Annotated in this window: 15 protein-coding genes, 2 pseudogenes and 1 riboswitch; of the genes and pseudogenes, 11 read left to right on the forward strand and 6 right to left on the reverse strand. The window is 70.8% G+C overall.

What is annotated here, in order from left to right; all coding sequences use genetic code 11:
• Positions 1-89: 89 nt before the first annotated feature.
• Positions 90-1007, forward strand: a complete 918-nt coding sequence (locus tag E0500_RS12735) for an HAD family hydrolase (RefSeq protein WP_228023388.1) — start codon at positions 90-92, stop codon at positions 1005-1007.
• Positions 1008-1019: 12 nt separating this feature from the next.
• Here the strand turns inward: E0500_RS12735 and E0500_RS12740 are convergent, their stop codons facing one another.
• Complete coding sequence (locus E0500_RS12740) at positions 1020-1877, reverse strand: LysM peptidoglycan-binding domain-containing protein (protein WP_131571592.1); 858 nt, start codon at positions 1875-1877, stop codon at positions 1020-1022.
• Between the two features lie 5 nt (positions 1878-1882).
• A riboswitch (cyclic di-AMP (ydaO/yuaA leader) is annotated at positions 1883-2079 on the reverse strand.
• A 931-nt stretch (positions 2080-3010) separates the two neighbouring features.
• On the opposite strand from E0500_RS12740, the gene E0500_RS12745 reads away from it, so the two are divergent.
• The 4 genes from E0500_RS12745 to E0500_RS12760 all read left to right on the forward strand — a co-directional run bounded on the left by E0500_RS12745 (position 3011) and on the right by E0500_RS12760 (position 7970).
• Positions 3011-4021: a polyprenyl synthetase family protein gene (locus E0500_RS12745; protein ID WP_131571589.1), complete on the forward strand. Its 1011-nt coding sequence runs from the start codon at positions 3011-3013 to the stop codon at positions 4019-4021.
• A gap of 616 nt (positions 4022-4637) precedes the next feature.
• Positions 4638-5918 carry a sigma-E factor regulatory protein RseB domain-containing protein gene (locus E0500_RS12750; RefSeq protein WP_131570774.1) on the forward strand — a complete coding sequence of 427 codons (1281 nt, stop codon included), beginning with the start codon at positions 4638-4640 and terminating at the stop codon, positions 5916-5918.
• A gap of 68 nt (positions 5919-5986) precedes the next feature.
• Positions 5987-6925: an ABC transporter ATP-binding protein gene (locus tag E0500_RS12755; protein ID WP_131570776.1), complete on the forward strand. Its 939-nt coding sequence runs from the start codon at positions 5987-5989 to the stop codon at positions 6923-6925.
• A gap of 64 nt (positions 6926-6989) precedes the next feature.
• Positions 6990-7970, forward strand: coding sequence for an ABC transporter permease (locus E0500_RS12760; protein WP_399119062.1), 981 nt, complete (start codon positions 6990-6992; stop codon positions 7968-7970).
• A gap of 19 nt (positions 7971-7989) precedes the next feature.
• On the opposite strand, the gene E0500_RS12765 is transcribed toward E0500_RS12760, so the two are convergent.
• The gene (locus E0500_RS12765) at positions 7990-8607 is read right to left on the reverse strand and encodes a DUF6668 family protein (protein WP_131570780.1); all 618 of its coding nucleotides are present in this window, start codon (positions 8605-8607) and stop codon (positions 7990-7992) included.
• Between the two features lie 285 nt (positions 8608-8892).
• Between E0500_RS12765 and E0500_RS43790 the strand changes: the two genes are divergently transcribed.
• Entirely contained in the window at positions 8893-9378 is a 486-nt protein-coding gene (locus E0500_RS43790; protein WP_258572759.1) for a hypothetical protein, read from the forward strand.
• A 26-nt stretch (positions 9379-9404) separates the two neighbouring features.
• The gene (locus E0500_RS43795) at positions 9405-9920 is read left to right on the forward strand and encodes a hypothetical protein (RefSeq protein WP_258572760.1); all 516 of its coding nucleotides are present in this window, start codon (positions 9405-9407) and stop codon (positions 9918-9920) included.
• Between the two features lie 251 nt (positions 9921-10171).
• Here E0500_RS43795 and E0500_RS12775 read toward each other — a convergent pair whose 3' ends face one another.
• Together E0500_RS12775 and E0500_RS12780 are read right to left on the reverse strand one after the other, a co-directional pair.
• Positions 10172-11119 (reverse strand): M28 family metallopeptidase, encoded by a 948-nt coding sequence (locus tag E0500_RS12775; protein WP_131570784.1) that lies wholly within the window; start codon positions 11117-11119, stop codon positions 10172-10174.
• A 331-nt stretch (positions 11120-11450) separates the two neighbouring features.
• A pseudogene (locus E0500_RS12780) lies at positions 11451-11879 on the reverse strand (winged helix-turn-helix transcriptional regulator); the annotation flags it as partial.
• A gap of 155 nt (positions 11880-12034) precedes the next feature.
• On the opposite strand from E0500_RS12780, the pseudogene E0500_RS12785 reads away from it, so the two are divergent.
• A pseudogene (locus tag E0500_RS12785) lies at positions 12035-13246 on the forward strand (MFS transporter); the annotation flags it as partial.
• Between the two features lie 32 nt (positions 13247-13278).
• Here the strand turns inward: E0500_RS12785 and rarD are convergent.
• Together rarD and E0500_RS12795 are read right to left on the reverse strand one after the other, a co-directional pair.
• Positions 13279-14352, reverse strand: a complete 1074-nt coding sequence (gene rarD, locus E0500_RS12790; RefSeq protein ID WP_309505040.1) for an EamA family transporter RarD — start codon at positions 14350-14352, stop codon at positions 13279-13281.
• Between the two features lie 194 nt (positions 14353-14546).
• Positions 14547-15401, reverse strand: a complete 855-nt coding sequence (locus E0500_RS12795; RefSeq protein ID WP_131572264.1) for an SDR family oxidoreductase — start codon at positions 15399-15401, stop codon at positions 14547-14549.
• Positions 15402-15494: 93 nt separating this feature from the next.
• Here E0500_RS12795 and E0500_RS12800 point away from each other — a divergent pair, with 93 nt between their 5' ends.
• The 3 genes from E0500_RS12800 to E0500_RS12810 all read left to right on the forward strand — a co-directional run bounded on the left by E0500_RS12800 (position 15495) and on the right by E0500_RS12810 (position 17299).
• The gene (locus E0500_RS12800) at positions 15495-15896 is read left to right on the forward strand and encodes a helix-turn-helix domain-containing protein (RefSeq protein ID WP_131572263.1); all 402 of its coding nucleotides are present in this window, start codon (positions 15495-15497) and stop codon (positions 15894-15896) included.
• 323 nt (positions 15897-16219) lie between these two features.
• Positions 16220-16855, forward strand: coding sequence for a DUF6082 family protein (locus E0500_RS12805; protein WP_220140500.1), 636 nt, complete (start codon positions 16220-16222; stop codon positions 16853-16855).
• A gap of 186 nt (positions 16856-17041) precedes the next feature.
• Positions 17042-17299, forward strand: coding sequence for a hypothetical protein (locus tag E0500_RS12810; RefSeq protein ID WP_131572262.1), 258 nt, complete (start codon positions 17042-17044; stop codon positions 17297-17299).
• Positions 17300-17317 lie beyond the last annotated feature (18 nt).

The following is a 17317-nucleotide window of genomic DNA, read 5'->3' on the forward strand; positions in this document are numbered from 1 at the left end:
GAGCGGGACCCCCTGATGTCCGAACGGTCAACGTACGTCGTCCGGTTCACGCCGGACAGGGGGGCCTCGGCGGTCCGTATTCTCTGATCATGAACCCGCGCACCGCATACGCTCTGATCGCCACCGACCTGGACGGAACGCTGCTCCGCGGCGACGACACGCTCTCCGACAGGTCGCGCGCGGCGCTGGCCCGAGCCGTGGCCGGGGGCGCGCGGCACCTGGTGGTGACGGGACGCCCCGCGCCCCGCGTGCGCCCCCTGCTGGAGGACCTCGGGAGCGAGGGGCTCGCGGTGTGCGGGCAGGGCGCGCAGTTGTACGACGCCGGCGCGGACCGGCTGCTGTGGTCGGTGACCCTGGACCGGGAGCTGGCCGCGACCGCGCTCGGCAAGATCGAGGCCGAGGTCGGGCAGGTGTACGCGGCCGTCGACCAGGACGGTGTGGACGGGCTCACCCTCATCGAGCCGGGCTATCTGATGCCGCATCCGACTCTTCCCGCCGTACGGGTCCAGCGGCGCGACGACCTGTGGTGCGAGCCCATCAGCAAGGTGCTGCTGCGTCATTCGTCCCTGTCCGACGACGAGTTGGCGGCGGTGGCCCGCGGAGCGGTCGGTTCCCTCGCGACGGTCACCATGTCGGGGCCCGGCACCGTCGAACTCCAGCCATGCGGGATCACCAAGGCGACCGGCCTCGCCCTGGCCGCCCGGCACCTCGGGCTGGGACCGGCCGACACCATCGCTTTCGGGGACATGCCGAACGACATCCCCATGTTCGACTGGGCCGCGCACGGGGTCGCCATGGCCAACGCCCACCCCGAACTCAAGGCCGTCGCCGACGAGGTGACGTTGTCCAACGAGGAGGACGGCATCGCGGTGGTGCTGGAGCGGCTGTTTCCGCGCGGCGGGGCCGCGGCGCATCCGGCGCCCGGAACCACGCCCGGAACCGTGTCCGTACCGGCGCCGGGCGGGCCGGGCCGGCGGAGCTCATCGCCCGCTCGGCCCGGCCGGTAGGTGCCTGGCGGATCAGTACGGTCCGTTGACGTTGTCGATCGAGCCGTAGCGGTCGGCGGCGTAGTTGCAGGCCGCCACGATGTTCGCGACCGGGTCGTACGGGTCGTCCGACGTGCCGGCCACGTGGTACGCGGCGAAGGTCGGGTCGATGACCTGGAGGAGACCCTTGGAGGGGGTGCCCTTCGCGGCGTTGGAGTCCCAGTTGTTGATGGCCTGGGGGTTGCCGGACGACTCGCGCATGATGTTGCGGTGGATGCCGTCGTACGACCCGGGTATCCCGTTCTTGGCCATGACGTCCAGCGCCTGGCGGATCCACCCGTCGAGGTCGTTCGTGTACGTCGTGTCGGAGGCCGGGGTGGGGTCGTTGGCGGACCCGGAGGACTGCTCGGCGGCGGTCGTGGACGTGTTGTCGGCCGTCGTGCTCGGCTCGCTGGGCTTGCTCTCCGTGCTCTGCGAGCTCTGCGTGCTGTCCGCGCTGACCGTGCTGTCCGCGCTCGCCTTGGTCGTCTTGAGCTTCAGGCCGAGGCCCGGGTGGATCAGGTCCGGGTTGTCGCCGATGGCCTTGCGGTTGTCCTTGTAGATCTTCCGCCAGCCGCCCTGGGCCTCGTGCTTGTCCGCGATGCGGAAGAGCGTGTCGCCCTTGGTCACGGTATACGTGAGGGACGTGGCCTGGGCTGCGGACTGCGCGGACCGGGGCGCGGCCTGCGGGGCGGCCTGGGCGGCGGCGGGAGCCTTGGCCGGCTGCGCGGCGCTCGCGGTGGTCGCGCTCAGGAAGGGAAGGGCGAGGGCCGCGGTGCCGGTTCCGGCGATGACGGCTCCTCGGGTGAGCTTGTTGGTTCGGCGGCGACGGTGCTTGCCTCGTGAGGCCATGACGCTGTTCCTCTCCGGCGCCTGCGAGGTGAGCTGTCGGGTTCGGGCGGAAAGGTGCCCGGCCAGGCATGGCGACGCGTCGTGCGTGCCGTGCGCGGCTTCACCCCGAGCCGGTCTCTCGTGAGGACCGGCGATCTTCGTGGGTCCCCCGCTCCTGCCTTCGTGAGTGGTTGGTCAGTGGGGATCCGGGCGGTGGCAGGATTCGGCGTTCCGTCCGGATTGACCGTGAACGTATGCGAGAGCACATGTCGAGAACAAGGCCGGAAGCGTGTTGAAAGCGCCCTTGATCAGCTATTTGTGGGGGAGATGCCTTCGAAATTTCCGGAAGATAACGCTCAACTTGCTTTCTGCAAAGGAGGAGTCGAGCGAGTGGGGGTGAGGGGGCATTCTGGGTCCACGTGACTCAATTCACGGAACGGACCGGGTGAAGCGCCGATAATGCGGTAATTCGGACAAGTTGGCTGTTGGTTGGCTCGTCGTTCGGGGTGCTGCTTCAGCCCCTTGTTCGAGGCCTGCCGTTCCGTAGCGGGCGTGAAGTACGAGCCGTGCGCCCGGTGTTCGGGAACCCGCGGGTCAACTCCGTGTTTCGGGCGTGGAGTGCGCGGAGAGTGGGGAGGTCGCGCGGAGGTGGGGGCCGGCCTCGGGCCTGTGGCCGGAACCTTGCGTGCGGTGGGCCTCGTTGCCGTAGCGGTCGCCCGGCGGGCGGGCCGTGTCGACCGCCCTCGAGTGGCTCCGGCGTGAGAGCGGTGCCGGCTGTCGGCGCGCGTGTCGAGGTGACGGTGTGGGGGTGCGGGTGATCGAGTCCGACGGGCCCATCGGAGTGATCTCGGAGGTCTCGCCGGTCCCGGTGCTTTCGGTGGCCTCGGGTGGCGGCGTCGACTCGGGATTCGGGTCGAATCGGTATGCATCCCTTGATCGCGGGCATACCGGATGTAATCCGGAGTGACTCGGATGACGGGGGCGCCTCTCGGTCGAGCGAAGTCCCGCCAGGGGGCCGGTGGGTGCCCGTGGTGATCGAATGGTGACCGGATACGCTGACACGAGTGATGGCAGCGACAGATCGACAAACTGTTCATCGACCATGAGACCGACCGTGTGACTGTCAGTAGACATCAGCAGACAGGAGACCCCTCGTGACCGTCGTCGGGCCGTTCGGGGTGAGCGTGCGGGACCAGGCTCTGGAAGCCGATGTCCAGGCGGGATTGGCGGCTGTCGAGGAAGGGTTGCTCGAAGCCACCAAGAGCGAGGTCCCCTTCATCCAGGAGGCCGCGCAGCATCTGCTGCGGGCGGGTGGCAAGCGTTTCCGGCCATTGCTCGTGATGCTCGCCGCGCAGTTCGGGGACCCGTACGCCCCGGGGGTCGTCCCGTCGGCCGTGGTGGTCGAGCTGACGCACCTGGCCACGCTGTACCACGACGACGTGATGGACGAGGCCGACGTACGCCGCAGCGTGCCCAGCGCGAACGCCCGCTGGGGGAACTCCGTCGCGGTACTGACCGGCGACTTCCTGTTCGCGCGTGCCTCGCACATCCTGGCCGACCTCGGGCCCGAGGCGGTCCGCATCCAGGCCGAGGCCTTCGAACGGCTGGTCACCGGGCAGATCCTGGAGACCGCCGGGCCGCGGGACGGGCGCGACCCGATCGCGCACTACCTCGACGTCCTCGGCGGCAAGACGGGGTCGCTGGTGGCCGTGTCCGGGCGGTTCGGTGCGTTGATGTCCGGCGCCGACGAGACGGTCGTGGACGTGCTGACGCAGTACGGGGAGCGGCTGGGCGTGGCGTTCCAGCTGGCCGACGACGTGCTGGACATCGCCTCCGACTCGGACGAGTCCGGCAAGACGCCGGGCGCCGATCTGCGTGAGGGCATCCCCACGATGCCGGTGCTGCGGTTGCGGGAGCGGGCCGAGCGGCTCGGGCTCGCCGAGGACGCCGCGCTGTGCGAGCTGCTCGACTCCGACCTGAGCGATGACGCGCGGCACGCCGAGGCGCTGACCCGGCTGCGGGAGCACCCCGCGCTGGAGACCGCGAGGCGGGACGCCGTGCGGTACGCGGAGGAGGCTCGGGCGACGCTGGCCCCGCTGCGGGAGTGCGACGCGAAGGCGGCGCTGGTCGAGCTGTGCGATGCGGTGGTGCATCGGGCGGGTTAGGCACGCGGAGCCGGGGTGCCCGTCCCGGGGGCTCCGCCCCCGGACCCCCTGGCCCTCCCGGACCCCCTGGCCCTCCCGGACCCCCTGGCCCTCCCGGCCCCTGGCCCTCCCGGACCCCCTGGCCCTCCCGGCCCCTGGCCCTCCGGCCTTCCCAGCCCTCGGCCTCCGGCCCTTCGGCCCGCCAGCCTCCCGGCCCACGGCCTCCTGGGACCCCCAGCCCCCAGACATCGGCCTGACCGCCTCACCCCCACCATGATCCAGAAGTCGCGTGACGCGCGTCACCCTCTCGCCCCCGCACCGCCGCGATCCCCCGGCTGCCGCGCGGTGAAGCCCGGCTGAACGGGTACCAGCCGGGCGGCGTACTCCCCTTCGACCCCTACGGGTAGGGGGAGACAGCGCCTCTCCGTGTCATCCCACAGCAGTACACGGAGTTGATTCCGGGGTCTGACGCTTCTGGATTGCCGATTTGGTCAGATGGAAGGCACCACTCCTCACCGATTCGGGTGAGAATGGCGGCTCGGGGTGGACGACGACGAGTGTGAGGACGTCGCAGCGCGCACGACTCGGCGCGCAGGACGAGGAGCAGGCCGCCGCCTACTACGGAGGTAAGGCAGACATGGCACCGTACGAAACCGACGACAGCGCGAAGGCCGACGAGGCCGAGGACGTGCGCGCCGGGCGCCGCAAGGCGGCGCGGTACGTCGTCCCGGTCACGGTGGTGGGGGTGGCGGCCGCGACGATCGGGCTCGTCCCGGCGTTCGCCGGCTCGGGTGACCCCGACCTGCCGAAGATCAGCGCGCAGGAACTCATCGAGAAGATCGCCGCGTCGGACGTACAGCAGGTGTCCGGCACCGTGAAGATCAGCACCGATCTGGGGCTGCCGGACCTGGGCGGGCTGGAGAGCAGCCTCGGAGCGGGCGCGGCCGGGAAGCCTTCCGGCGGTGACGGCGGCTCGACCGCCGAGCCCTCCTCCAAGCTGCTCGAACTCGCCACCGGCACGCACACGGTGCGCGTCGCGGCCGACGGCCCGGACAAGCAGAAGCTGTCGCTGCTGGACAAGACCTCCGAGTACAGCGTCATCCGCAACGGCGACGACGTGTGGGCGTACGACAGCAAGTCGAACGAGGTGTTCCACACGACCGGGGCCGCGGACGGCAAGGAGCACAAGAAGGACCAGAAGCAGGACCAGAAGTCCGACAAGGGCCTGCCCGAGGACGTTCCGGCCACGCCCCAGAAGCTGGCGGAGGAGGCCCTGAAGGCGGTCGACGACACCACGTCCGTGACCGTCGACGGCAGCGCCCAGGTCGCAGGCCGGGACGCGTACAAGCTGCTCATCAAGCCGAAGGGGTCCGGCTCCACGGTCGGCGCCATCTCCATCGCGGTGGACGCGAAGACCGGGCTGCCGCTGAAGTTCACGCTCACCCCGGCGAGCGGGGGCGCGGCCGTCGTCGACGCGGGCTTCACCCAGGTCGACTTCGCCAAGCCGAGCGCCTCCACCTTCGACTTCACGCCGCCCAAGGGCGCGAAGGTCACCGAAGGGGACGAGCTCAAGGACCAGGGCAAGCACGAGAAGCAGGAGAAGCCGGCACGGTCCGGTGAGGACCTCGGCAAGGAGCTGGAGGGCGGCGGCCTGAAGACCATCGGCGAGGGCTGGAGCTCCATCGCCGAGTTCGACATGGGCGGCAAGGGCGTACCGGCGGGGGCCAACGGCAACACCGGCAACAGCGACGTCGACGGGTTCCTGAACTCCCTCGGCGACCAGGTCAGCGGCAAGTTCGGCTCCGGTACGGTCTTCAAGACCCGGCTGATCAACGTCCTGATCACGGATGACGGCAAGGCGTACGCCGGAGCGGTCACCAAGGACGCGCTGGTGAAGGCGGCCAACGCGGCGAAGTGAGAACCTGGCCGGCGGGCCGGGGCGGCACCCGCGCCGCACCGGCCCGCCGGCCGTACCCGAGGGGAGCCATGACCGACGCAGCAGCCATTCACACCGAGGGTCTGACCAAGACCTTCCGCGGCGGTCAGGTGGCCGTGGACCACCTGGAACTCACGGTTCCCAGCGGCAGCGTCTTCGGCTTCCTCGGGCCCAACGGCTCCGGCAAGACCACCACCATCCGCATGCTGATGGGCCTGATCGAGCCGACATCGGGCACCGCCCGGCTGCTCGGCCGGCCCATGCCGGGCGCCGCCCGCACCGTACTGCCGCAGGTCGGCGCCCTCATCGAGGGGCCCGCCCTGTACGGCTTCCTCACCGGGCGGGACAACCTGCTGCGGTACGACGCCGCCGATCCCACCGCCGACCCGCGTACCCGGCGTACGCGGGTCGCGGCCGCGCTGGACCGCGTGGGGCTGGCGGCGGCCGCGGGCAAGAAGGCGAAGGCGTACTCGCTGGGCATGAAGCAGCGGCTGGGGCTGGCGTCGGCTCTGCTCCAGCCGCGCAGGCTGCTCGTCCTCGACGAGCCGACGAACGGGCTCGACCCGCAGGGCATGCGGGAGATCCGCTCCCTGGTACGGGAGCTGGCGTCCGACGGCACCACCGTCTTCCTCTCCTCCCACCTCCTCGACGAGATCGAGCAGGTGTGCACGCATGCCGCCGTGATGGCCCAGGGGCGGCTGATCACCCAGGGCGCGGTGGCCGACCTGGCGGCCGGGGCGCGTGGGCGGCTCGTCGTGACCACACCGGACGCCGGGGACGCGGCCCGGGTGCTCAAGGAGCAGGGCGTCGGCGATGTCGTGGTGACGGAGGAGCGGGTGACGGCCGAGCCCCCGGACCGTGACCTCGCCGAGGTGAACGCGGCGCTGGTGACGGCAGGGGTCCGCGTACGCGGTTTCGTCGTCGAACGGGCCTCGCTGGAGGATGCGTTCGTGGCGCTGACAGGGGAGGGCTTCGATGTCGCAGGCTGAACTGACGGGCCCTGAGCCGACGGGCCCTGAGTCGACGGGCCCTGAGTCGACGGGCCCTGAGCCGATGGGGCCTGGGCTGACGGGCCCTGAGCCGATTGGGCCTGGGCTGACGGGGTCTGGGCCGACGCGGGCGGCGGGGTCTGCGCCGACGGGGTCTGATCCGGCGCAGGCCGACCCCGTGCGGGGGACGGGCCTGCGCAGGCCGGGTCCGCTGTGGACGTTCGGGCTCTTCCGCAGTGAGCTCGTCACCACCTTCCGCCGCTGGCGCACGATCGCGCTGCTCGCCGTACTCGCGGGCGTCCCCGTCCTGGTGGGCATCGCCGTGAAGATCGAGACCAGCGACGGCTCGTCGGTCGGTGGCGGGGGCGGCGGGGGCCCGGCCTTCATCACCCAGATCACCAACAACGGCCTGTTCCTGGTGTTCACGGCGCTGGCCGCGACCCTCCCCTTCTTCCTCCCGATGGCGATCGGAGTGATCGCCGGGGACGCCATCGCGGGTGAGGCCAACGCGGGGACGCTGCGCTATCTGCTCGTCGCACCCGCGGGCCGCACCCGGCTCCTCATCACCAAGTACGCGACGACGATGACGTTCTGCCTCGTCGCCACGCTGGTGGTGACGGCGTCGGCGCTCGCGGTGGGCGCCCTGCTCTTCCCGCTCGGCGAGCTGACGACCATCTCGGGCACGCGCATCAGCTTCGCCGAGGGGCTGGGCCGGGCCCTGCTCATCGCCCTGGTGGTGGCCGCGTCCCTGATCGGCGTGGCCGCCCTGGGCCTGTTCGTGTCGACCCTGACGAACAGCGGCATCGCGGCGATGGCCACGACGGTCGGCCTGCTGATCACCGTCCAGATCCTCGACCAGATCCCGCAGCTCCACGCCCTCCAGCCGTACTTCTTCTCCCACTACTGGCTGTCGTTCGCCGACCTGATGCGGGACCCGGTCTACTGGGACGACGTGCAGCGCAACCTGGGCCTGCAGTGCCTGTACGCGGCCGTGTTCGGATCGGCGGCGTGGGCGCGGTTCACGGCGAAGGACATCACCGCGTAAGCGCTCCGCCGGGAGGCGGTCAGTGCGCGGTTCCCGCGGTGAGGCGGGCCAGGTCCGCGCTCTCCCGTGGCAGTGGCACGGTGAGGTCGCCGATGCGCCAGGCGGGCATCCAGGGGACGTGGTAGACGTCGATGACGGAGCTGATCAGCTTGACGTGCTGGGCCAGTTGGCGGGGCAGGCGGCCGGGCGCGTCGGCGACCAGGACGACGGCGTTGAGGTCGAGCCCCGGCGGTGCGTCACCGCGCCGGAAGGTGTCCAGGGTGTACGAGATGGCCTCGAGCCCTGTGGCATGCGTCCGCGCGACCAGCAGAATCGACTCGGGTTCGCCGTGCTCGGGGCGGGGCCAGGCCCGCCCGGTGTCATGGCCGCCGAACACGGTCGCGAGCGTGGTGGTGCCCGCCCCGCCGTGCGTGGCGACCCAGGCGAACCGCCGGGGACTCGCGGTGAACCGCTGTGGATTCGTGGCGAATTCCTGAGCACCAGTGATGAAGTGCTCGGGATGCGCAGGGAGTTGGGCGTTCGACTCCGGTTCCGGCTCAGGTTCTGGCTCCGGCTGCCGCTGCTCCGGCGCGGCGACCGGACCGCGTACCCAGATCTCCGGCCCGCTCGGTGCCCGCTGTTCTCGCTGCCCCTGCATTGCCCTCTCCTCGTCCTCTCCTCCTCGTCTGTTACCGATCTTCGTGGTTGCACGGGCGGTACCGGAAGCGGGGTGTCCGTTCCTGGGACGAGCCTGTGACGCGGCGGTGACGCGGTCGGTGGGGGCGATCGGAGAGACTCGTAGGGGCGGGGCTGCGACTTTCGTGGCTTCTGAGGGTGCGGCTCAGCCTGATGCCGGTCGCTCCCTCTGATGTCTCTCCTGCTGATATCCCTGCTTCTGATGTCCGTTCTCCTGATGTCCTTCTTCTGACCCGAGTGAGGAACCATGTCTCGACTCAGCCGCGAACAGAAGCGGGAACTCGACCGGGAACTCAAGCCGTCGGAGTTTCCGGAGCAGCGGTCCGGGATGCTCCCGATCGACGTGCGGGTGCCGGCGTCCGGTGAAGGTGCCTCTGTGGGCGGAGTGCCGGTGGCGGCCCACTCCGGCGAGCCCCTCCAGAACACCGTCCTCGACTACCTCCACCGCATCGCCCGAGCGGCGGGCCACTCCGTCCTCGCCACCGTCCACGACGAGCGCATCGGCTACGCCGTTCCCCTCCAGATCTCCGTGGACGGCTCCAGCTGCTTCGTGGACGAGCCGGTGAGGGAGGGGCGGCCGACGCCGGAGGCCCCGGCCGCTCCCGTCGGTACGGTCGCTCCTCCGACCGGAGAGTTCGGCCCGCCCCTCACGTTCGCACCCCCAAGGAGCCTGACCCCACTCCCCGCACCGCTCCCGAGGACGACGATGCCGCGCCCAGGCCCGCGCCCGTAAGGGAGTTCGCGATCGCCGAGGTCGTGATGGGTGCCCCGGAGGCCGACGAGGCAGAGCCCTCGCTCTTCGCGGAGCCCATCGGACGGATCAACGAGGCCGTGCAGTCGGGCCGGATCGACGAGGCCGCCGAACTGGCCGGGCTCACCACCGCCCAGGCCTCCGCGACCCTGGGCCCGGAGCACCCGGAGGTCCAGTGGCTGCGCGAACTGTCCGCGTACATCGCCTACTTGGCCGGGGACATGCTCGGGTCCTTCCAGCTCTCCCTGGACCTCGCCAGGCTCCGCCACCGCCGGAACGACGCCCGCGCCGCGTACGGCGACGTCCAGAGCGCGGCCGCCGCCTGGCGCGCCGTGCGCGACCCGCACCAGGGCCTGCGCCTGGGCCGCGATCTGATCGACGTATGGACCGAGCTCACGGCCGAGGCCGGCCCCGCCGCCGACGACATCGAACAACTTGAGTCGGCGCGCACCCGCATGGGCCGTCTCGCGGCCCGCGCCGAGGCGAGCCCGGCCCCGGGGCCGGCCACCGACACGGGGCGCTGACCGAGCCCGCCCCGGGCCCGTCCCGACCTGTCCCGGGGCGGCCCCGGGCCCGTGCCGAGACCGTCCCGGGGCCGGCACAGACCGCTGACGGACCGGCCCCGGGACGTACAGACACCGTTCAGGCCCTCACCACAAGAGGACCGCTTCCACACAAGAGGACCGCTTCCACGCGCGGCCGGGTCAGCTGGACCAGCTCGGTCAGCTCGGTCAGTCAGGTCGGCCCGGTCAGCCCGGTCAGTCAGGTCAGCCGGCTATGACGACAGCTCCCACACCGCATACGCCAGGGCGTCCCCGTTCCGGTCCAGCGCCGTGTCGTTGATGTTGGACGTCGTGTCGCACGAGGAGTGGTAGCAGCGGTCGAAGGACTGCCCGGCCGTACCGCCCCACTTGGTGACCTGCGCGGCGGTCTTGGTGCGGCTCGCGCCCGTGAACAGGCCGCCGACGGGGACGCCCGCGCTCTTGAAGGGGGCGTGGTCGGAGCGGCCGTCGCCCTCGGTCTCGATCTCCGTGGCGACGCCGATGCCCGCGAAGTAGTCCTTGAACGTCTGCTCGATCGTCGGGTCGTCGTCGTACACGAAGTAGCCGGGGTTCGGCGAACCGATCATGTCGAAGTTCAGGTAGCCGCTGATGCGGTCGCGGTTCGCGGAGGAGAGGTTGCTGACGTAGTAGTTCGAGCCGACCAGGCCACGCTCCTCCGCGCCCCACCAGGCGAACCGGAGGTGCTTCGAGGGCTGGTAGTTGGTGCGCGCGACGGTGAGCGCCGCCTCCAGGACGGCTGCCGAGCCCGAGCCGTTGTCGTTGATGCCGGGGCCCGAGGTGACGCCGTCCAGGTGCGATCCCGCCATGATCACCTGGTCGGCGTCGCCGCCCGGCCAGTCGGCGATCAGGTTGTAGCCGGTGAGACCACCGGAGGTGAACTGCTGGACGGTGGTGGTGAACCCGACCGCGTCCAGCTTGGCCTTGACGTAGTCGAGGGACGCCTTGAAGCCGGGGCGCCCGTGCGCTCTGTTGCCGCCGTTCGCGGTGGCGATGGACTGGAACTGCGTGAGATGGGCCTTGACGTTGGCCACGGGCAGGTCGGGTGCGGCGGCGGCCGCCTCGGGGGCGGGTGCCGCCCCGGCTATCGACCCGGTGGTGAGCAGCGTGACGGCCGCGACGACGGCAGCGGCCGCGGCACGCCCGGGAACGGAGAGCTTCATGAGTGGGGGGCTCCGAATTCCGTAGGGATTCAAGGGCCGCCACGGGGTTCATGGCGGACCCATGGTGAATCCACAGTGAATGGGTGCCTCGGATGGTGCTGCTGTGACTGACTGAGCGTCAAGAGTGCTATTCAGTCAGGGGTGTTCGTATACCGGTCGACGAGGAGACTTTCATCCGGTTACCGAACCTCCGCGCTCACCGTGCTCACCGTGCTCACCGCGCCGCTTCCGACTCCTGGGTCGGAGCTTCCGCTTCCCGGGCCGCCGCCTCAGGCTTCCGCGCCGTCGCCTCCGCCTCCCGTGCCGTCGCTTCCGCTTCCCGCTCCGCCGCTTCCGCCTCCCGAGCTGCGTCGTACGCCTCCCGGGCCGCCGCGATCTCGCCCTGGTGCTCCTCCGTCCACATCACGAGGGAACGGATGGTGGTGTGCAACGTCCGGCCCAGTGGGGTGAGTTCGTAGTCCACACGCGGCGGCACCACCGGATGGACCGTCCGCTTCACCAGCCCGTCCCGCTCCAGTTGCCGCAGCGTGACCGTCAGCATGCGCTGGCTGATCCCGTCGATCTCGCGCCGCAGCTCGGTGAACCGCCAGCACCGCCCGTCCAGCAGGGCGATGACGAGCAACGACCACTTGTCGGCGACGCGATCGAGGATCTGCCGTACCTGGCAGTCCTCCCGGGTGTCCCACTGGAAGGGATCCGGGTCCCCGTGGTCCACGGTGCCTGCGGGATTACTCGGTGACTTCGAAGTGCCTACTTCCACGTCTGCCGATGGTGGCGCAGGCTGGGGCTGGTTACAAGAGGGAACCGACCCCCAGATCCGTAACCGTCCCCTGTCGCCAAGGAGTTGGACCAGCCATGCCCGAACGCCCGGACGCCTCCCCCGATGCCCGCAGGGACACCGGCAGGAGTCCCCGCATGGACCTCCGTGCCCGCGCACTCCTCCTCGTCCTGTGCGGGACGATCTTCCTGGAGGGCATCGACATCGCCATGCTGGCGGTCGCCGTCCCGTCCATCAGGGCCGATCTCGACCTGCCCACCCACACGGCGGCCTGGGTGATGAGCGCCTACGTGCTGGGCTACGCGGGCTTCACCCTCCTCGGCGGACGTGCCGCCGACCTGCTCGGACGGCGCCGGATGTTCCTCGGCTGGCTTGCCGTCTTCCTCGTCTTCTCCGGCCTCGGCGGCTTCGCGACCGACGGCTGGACCCTGATCGTCGCCCGCTTCGTGACGGGCGTCGCGGCCGCGTTCATGACTCCGGCGGCACTGTCCCTCATCACGACGTCGTACGAGGAGGGGCCCCAGCGCAACAAGGCCCTGCTGGTCTTCGCGGGCACGGCAGCCGGCGGCTTCTCCCTGGGCCTCGTCGTCGGCGGCCTGCTCACGGAGCTCGGCTGGCGCTGGGTGTTCTTCGCCCCGGTGCTGCTCGCGGCCGCGATCCTGGCGGCGGCGCTCCGGCTGGTCCCGAAGGGCGAGCGGACTCCGGACGCTCGGGGACGCACCGCGGGCTTCGACCTCCTCGGCGCGGTGACGGCCGCCGCGGCCATGCTGCTCGCCGCCTACGCCGTCATCCGCCTCGAACACGGGCTGGACGACTGGCCGCTCACGGCGGGAGTGGCGGTCGCGGCGGTACTGCTGGCCGCCGTCTTCGTGGCCGTCGAGCGCCGGGCCGCGAACCCGCTCGTCCGGCTCGGCATCCTCCGTACCGGATCGGTCGTCCGGGCCGACCTCGGCGCGCTGCTCTTCGTCGGAGCCTTCTTCGGCTTCCAGTTCGTGCTGACCCTGTACCTCCAGGAACTGCGCGGCTGGTCCTCGCTCCAGACGTCGATCGCGCTCGTCGTGCTGGGCTGTGACGCCGTCCTCGCGCCCACGCTGACCCCGCGCCTGGTCGCCCGGTACGGCAACGCGCGGGTGATCCTCGGCGGCTTCGCGCTGGCGATCGTGGCGTACGGGCTCTTCCTCCCGGTCGGCATGGACTGGTCGTACGCGGCGATGTTCCCGACCCTGGTCCTCGGCGGTGTCGCCTTCGCACTGGCCTACGGGCCGCTGACCATTGCGGCGACGGACGGTGTGCCCGCGGAGGAACAGGGGCTGGCGAGCGGGTTGCTGCACACGTCGACGCAGTTCGGCTCGGCGATCGGGATCTCGGCGGTGACGGCTGTCTACGGCTTGGCGTCCGCCGGACGGGATGCGGGCCCGGATATGGGATCGGGCACGGCACCCGGCACGGGCTCGCCGACGGTGGCCGAGGCGGCGGCGGAGCTCTCGGCGTTCCGCGCCGCGCTGACGGTCCCCGTCGTCATGGTGGTGCTCGGGGCGCTGATCTCGCTCCTGAGCGTGCGGGCCGCCCGGCGCGCGGTGCGCAGCGCGTCCCAGGTCAGCAGCGACAGCGCCAGCCACACCAGCGCGAAGCCCGCCCAGCGCTCGGGCGGCATGGCCTCGCGGAAGTAGAGGATGCCGAGCAGGAACTGGAACACGGGCGCCAGGTACTGCAGGAGCCCCAGCGTGGACAGCGGCACCCGGATCGCGGCAGCGCCGAAGCAGACCAGCGGCAGCGCGGTGACGACCCCGGTCGCGGCCAGCAGCGTGGCGTGGCCCACGCCATAGGCCCCGAACGTGGAGTCGCCCTGGGATCCCAGCCACAGCAGATAGCCCAGCGCGGGCAGGAACTGGATCGCGGTCTCGGCCGCCAGCGACTCGATGCCGCCGAGGTTGACCTTCTTCTTCACCAGGCCGTACGTGGCGAAGGAGAAGGCCAGGCAGAGGGAGACCCACGGCGGCCGGCCGTACCCGACCGTGAGCACGAGGACGGCGGCGAAGCCGACTCCGACCGCCACCCACTGCACCGGCCGCAGCCGCTCCTTCAGCAGGAGGACGCCGAGAGCGATGGTCACCAGCGGGTTGATGAAGTAACCGAGGGACGCCTCGACCACCTGGCCGGCGTTCACGGCCCAGATGTAGACGCCCCAGTTGACGGTGATGACCGCCGCGGCCACGGCGACGAGCCCCAGCCTGCGCGGCTGGCGCAGCAGCTCACCGGCCCAGGACCAGCGCCGCAGCACCAGCAGCGCGGCACCGACGAGGACCAGGCACCAGGCCATCCGGTGGGCGAGGATCTCGATCGCCCCGGCGGGCTTCAGCAGGGGCCAGAAGAGGGGGACGACCCCCCACATGCCGTATGCGGCGAACCCGTTCAGCAGCCCTATTCGATGCTCGCGCCTCGACTGCCCGGTCAACGGCCCCTCCTCACTCGAAGGGCCGCATCAGCGCAGCCCCGACGAAGGTAACGCCGACCGCCCCCGCCTGTCATGCCCGTATCGCTATACGGTCATGACGGACGGGGGTCCGGGAGTCCCGAAGGAGACGCTCAGGGGCAGGGCAGGGCAGGGCCGGGCGGGGCAGGGCCGGGCGGGGCAGGGCCGGGCGGGCCTCAGGCCTTCAGCGCGACCGCGATCGAGTCGGCGATCGGCGTGGTGGGCCGGCCGGTCAGGCGGGACAGGTCACCACTGGTGCCCGCCAGCTCGCCCTTCTCCACAGAGGCGTCGACGCCGACCAGGATCTGGGCGAACGGCTCGGGCAGCCCGGCGCCGGTCAGGATGCCCGCGTAGACGTCGGCGGGTACCGAGTTGTAGACGACGTCCTTGCCGGACTGCTTGGCGATCTCGGCCGCGTACTCGGCGAAGCTGTACGCGGTGTCGCCGCTCAGCTCGTACGTCTTGTTCTCGTGCCCCTCGCCGGTGAGTACGGCCACGGCGGCGGCCGCGTAGTCGGCGCGCGAGGCGGAGGCGACCCGGCCCTCGCCCGCGGCCTGGACGACGGCGCCGTGCTCCAGCACCGTGGCGAGCTGCTCGGTGTAGACCTCGCTGTACCAGCCGTTGCGCAGCAGTACGTACGGCAGACCCGACTCCAGGAGCGCCTGCTCGGTGCCGCGGTGGTCGTCGGCGAGGGCGGCCTTCAGGGCGCCCGGGGCGCTGGTGTACGCGAGGAGCGCGACGCCGGCGGCCTTGGCGGCGTCGATGACGACCTTGTGCTGGCCGACGCGGTCCTTGCCGACCTCGCTGCCGGAGATGAGGAGCACCTTGTCACCGGCGGAGAAGAGGCCGTCGAAGGTTTCGGGGGTGTTGTAGTCGGCGACGGCGATCCGCACTCCGCGGGCCGCGAAATCGGCGCCCTTCTCCTCGCTGCGCACGACGGCGGTGATCTGCTCGGCCGGGACCTTCTCCAGCAGGCCCTCGATGACGAAACGGCCGAGGTTCCCGGCGGCTCCGGTGACGACGATGCTCATGATCAGACAACTCCTAGGTGGGGTGGCTCTGTCGCTAACCCTAGGAGGTGCACTAACTCCTCGAAAGTACCCACTTTGAAGTAAGGTACTGGCATGTCCGTAAGTGCTGTCACGACGAATCCGCCCGTCGGCAAGTACGACGTGGGCGAGGCGATGTGCCCGTACCGCCTCGTCCTGGAACACATCACCAGCCGCTGGGGCGTCCTGGTCCTGATCGAACTCCTGGACCGGCCGTACCGCTTCAGCGAGCTCCGCCGGGCGATCGGGAGGGTCAGCGAGAAGATGCTGACGCAGACGCTCCAGACCCTTGAACGCGACGGCCTGGTCCACCGCGACGCCAAGCCGGTGATCCCGCCGAGGGTCGACTATTCCCTGACCGACCTGGGCCGCGAGGCCGCAGAGCAGGTCCGCTCGCTGGCCATGTGGACGCACGAGCGGATGGGCGAGGTGGAGGAGGCTCGGGATGCGTACGACACGGCGAAGGGGCGGGCCTGAGCGCGGCCTCTTAGCGCGGCTCCGAGCGCGGTCCTCTGAGCGAGGTCTCTGTGTATGAGTGCCTCTGAGTGAGGCATCTCACGGCGACCCGCCCGTCTGTCCCGGCCCCGGGGCAAGCGGGGGCGGACGGCGCCCACGGGGCACACACGGGTCAGGCTGCCGGTCGATGTACAAGCCATATCCACCCGTGCGCCCCCCTCTTGCCTCTCACGTCCGCTGGAACCGCCGGGCAGGCTGTGGGAGGGGTGGTTTCGCCCACCGTGCGCCGGCCCGCCAAAGCCACCGGCCGGGCAGTACGGCTACCGTACGGGGAGACGCTTGACATGGCCACACTGACTCCGGCTGCGCGACGGATCGGGTCCGCGGTGGTGGCGGCTCTCGGTCTGATGCGGGCGCCGTTCACGGCGCGCGGCAACCGCCGCCGGCGTCAGGAGGAGCTCACGCTGGAACTCCTCGCCAAGCTGACGTTCATCGCCGAGGGCATCGAGCACATGGCGCAGGAGATCCACCGCACGAACCTGATCCAGCAGCACCGCCTCGTCACGGAACAACTGGACCGCGCGATCGACGACCCCTCGCTCGCCGCCGCCCTGTCCACCCTGAACGGGATCTCCGACCTCAAACGCCGTCAGATGATGTTCGCCAACCGCGAGTACGGCACGATCCTGCTCGCCCATCGCATCGGCTACGTCGACTGGAACGAACTGCTCGGACACCTGCGCATGCTGTCCCGCAACGAGGTCTTCGCGGAGTACTGGGAGCGCACGGTCGAGCACCGCAGGAGCCTCCCCGAGGAGTCCCTGGAGGCCCGGGTCGGCAGAGCCGTCGACACCATCATGGAAGAACTGGCCGACGACCCGGACGAGTGGTGGGTGGTCGGCCCCGCGCCCGATCCCGCGCCCATGCCCGGGAACGCGCCTGGTCATGCGCCCGAGCCCCAGGACGAGAGCGAGTACTGAGCCTGCTTCGATGCTTCGCTACGCCGTTTGCCCGGAGCGGTTGTGGAGGCTCGTAGGGTTGGGGAGGAACGAGTCGGGTCATGAATTTTTCCGGGGTCACCGTGACCCCGGGGGTGCGTCAGTCGTTATGGGGCGCCACCCCCAAACCCGGGGCTCCACCGCCCCGAGCGAGAGGGGACCGCACCTTTGCGCAATGAGCTCTCGTCCGCCCGCATCACCCGCCGACTCGGTGACTCGCCCCGACAGCGGGGGAGCCTGACCGGCGAGTCCTGCCCAGACCTTTTTGAACTCACCGACGGCAACTTCGCCGTCATCGGAACCGAAGCCACCGCCGCCCTCGACCCCCACCTCCCCTCGGACGCGGCCAGAGCCGACTACGAGCGCATCGTCGTCATCACGCGCGAGACCCTCATCCGCGCGAAGCGGGACATCCCCGACGCATGACGCACGGAGGGCCTGGGG

It is taken from the genome of Streptomyces sp. KM273126 (assembly GCF_004337435.2).
Classification (GTDB): domain Bacteria; phylum Actinomycetota; class Actinomycetes; order Streptomycetales; family Streptomycetaceae; genus Streptomyces; species Streptomyces acidicola.